The following is a 1,444-nucleotide window of genomic DNA, read 5'->3' as shown; positions in this document are numbered from 1 at the left end:
TGCCCCGCCGCCCCTGGACCGGGGAGGACGAGGCGGCGGTGGACCGCGCCCTGGAGCGCACCGACACCGCCCGCTTCGCCGAGCGGCGGGTGCATGAACTCTCGGGCGGCGAACGCCAGCGGGTCAGCCTCGCCCGGGCGCTGGCCGCGCAGCCGCGCTTCCTGCTGCTGGACGAGCCGACCAACCACCTCGACCTCGCCTACGGGCTGGAGATCATCCGGCACGCCCGCTGCGAGGCCGCCGGGGGGCTGGGCGTGGTGGCCGTGCTGCACGACCTGAACCTCGCCGCCCGCGCTGACTGCCTGGTGCTGCTGCATGAGGGCCGGGTGCTCGCGCAGGGCCCCCCCGCCGGGGTCCTCACGCCCGCGCACCTGCACGCCGCCTACGGACTGCGCGTGCGCGTGCTGCGCGACGGGGACCGCCCCGTTATCCTGCCGGAGGACTGATGCCCCCCAGATATTTCAAGACCCACGGCCACCTGCTCGTCTGCCAGGGCCAGAACTGCCAGGCACGGGGCTCGGTGCTGCTGCACAAGGCGCTCTGGAACCACCTGGAACGGCAGTCGCTCGCCTATTACAAATCGGGCGGCACCATTCGCCTCACCGAGAGTGGCTGCCTGGGCGCCTGCTCGTTCGGCCCTGCCCTCTGCGTGTACCGCGCCTCGGGGGGAGGGCTGGAGGAGGGCTGGTACGCGGCGGTGGATTTCCCGCTGGCGACCCGCATCGCGCAGGCCGTGCAGGACGGGGCGGAGTTGCCGCAGGAGCGGAAATACGGACCGGAGTAGCTGCCGCTTTGCAGCAGGCAGCCCCTGGGTTCGCATCCCAGGGGCTGCCCGACGGCTTGACGGGGTGCTCTACCCCCGCACCACCTCCAGAATCTTGTCCCCATACTTCCGCAGCCGCTCTGGCCCCATGCCCTTCACGGCCTTCAGGTCGTCCATCGTGTAGGGCACCCGGCGGGCGACTTCGGCCAGGGTCGCGTTGCTGGCGATGATGAAGCGGCTGACCTCCTGGCGCTTGGCCTCGGCGTTGCGCCACTCGCGCAGCCGGGCGTAGACCGCGGCCTGCTCGTCGGTGAGGTCGGCGGCGGGGTCAGGAGCCGCGCCCGCCTCGGCCGTCACGGGCAGGTCCGGGGCGAGGTCGGGGGCGGCGGGCACGGGGTCGGGCTCCGGCGTGGGCTCCGGCAGCCGGGCAGGTTCGTCGTCGGTCGCCCCGTCGGCTGGAGTCTCCCCGTCGGCGGTCTCCTCCCCAGAGGTCTGCTCGGCTTCCGGCTCGGCCAGGGGCGGCTGAACCTCCAGCTCGGGCTCGTCGGGGCCGTCGCTGACCGGGATGGGCAGCGGGGCGGGCCCCTCGTGGCTGCTGCCGCTGAAGACGATCTCCGGGGTCCAGACCTCCTCCCCGGGCTCGTCGGGCGTGGGGGCCTGGGGAGCGGGGGGGAACGGGGC

General features: G+C 73.8%; 3 protein-coding genes. 2 read left to right on the top strand and 1 reads right to left on the bottom strand.

Annotated features, from left to right (window positions below; translation table 11 throughout):
• The coding region (locus QOL99_RS17035; RefSeq protein WP_285525574.1) for an ABC transporter ATP-binding protein at positions 1-446 on the top strand (446 nt) is incomplete at its 5' end.
• Positions 446-784, top strand: a complete 339-nt coding sequence (locus tag QOL99_RS17030) for a (2Fe-2S) ferredoxin domain-containing protein (protein ID WP_285525572.1) — start codon at positions 446-448, stop codon at positions 782-784. The genes QOL99_RS17035 and QOL99_RS17030, both read left to right, overlap by 1 nt.
• 69 nt (positions 785-853) lie before the next feature.
• Here the strand turns inward: QOL99_RS17030 and QOL99_RS17025 are convergent.
• The coding region (locus QOL99_RS17025; RefSeq protein WP_285525570.1) for an HRDC domain-containing protein at positions 854-1,444 on the bottom strand (591 nt) is incomplete at its 5' end.

The sequence above is a fragment of the Deinococcus rhizophilus genome (assembly GCF_030271215.1).
Taxonomy (GTDB): Bacteria; Deinococcota; Deinococci; order Deinococcales; family Deinococcaceae; genus Deinococcus; species Deinococcus rhizophilus.
Note: the sequence above shows the minus strand (reverse complement) of the source record. Positions and strands in the feature narration are given on the sequence as shown.

Excerpts from the sequence above, each read along its gene's own strand:
- QOL99_RS17030 (WP_285525572.1), top strand. The coding sequence starts at position 446 with ATGCCCCCCAGATATTTCAAGACCCACGGCCACCTGCTCGTCTGCCAG.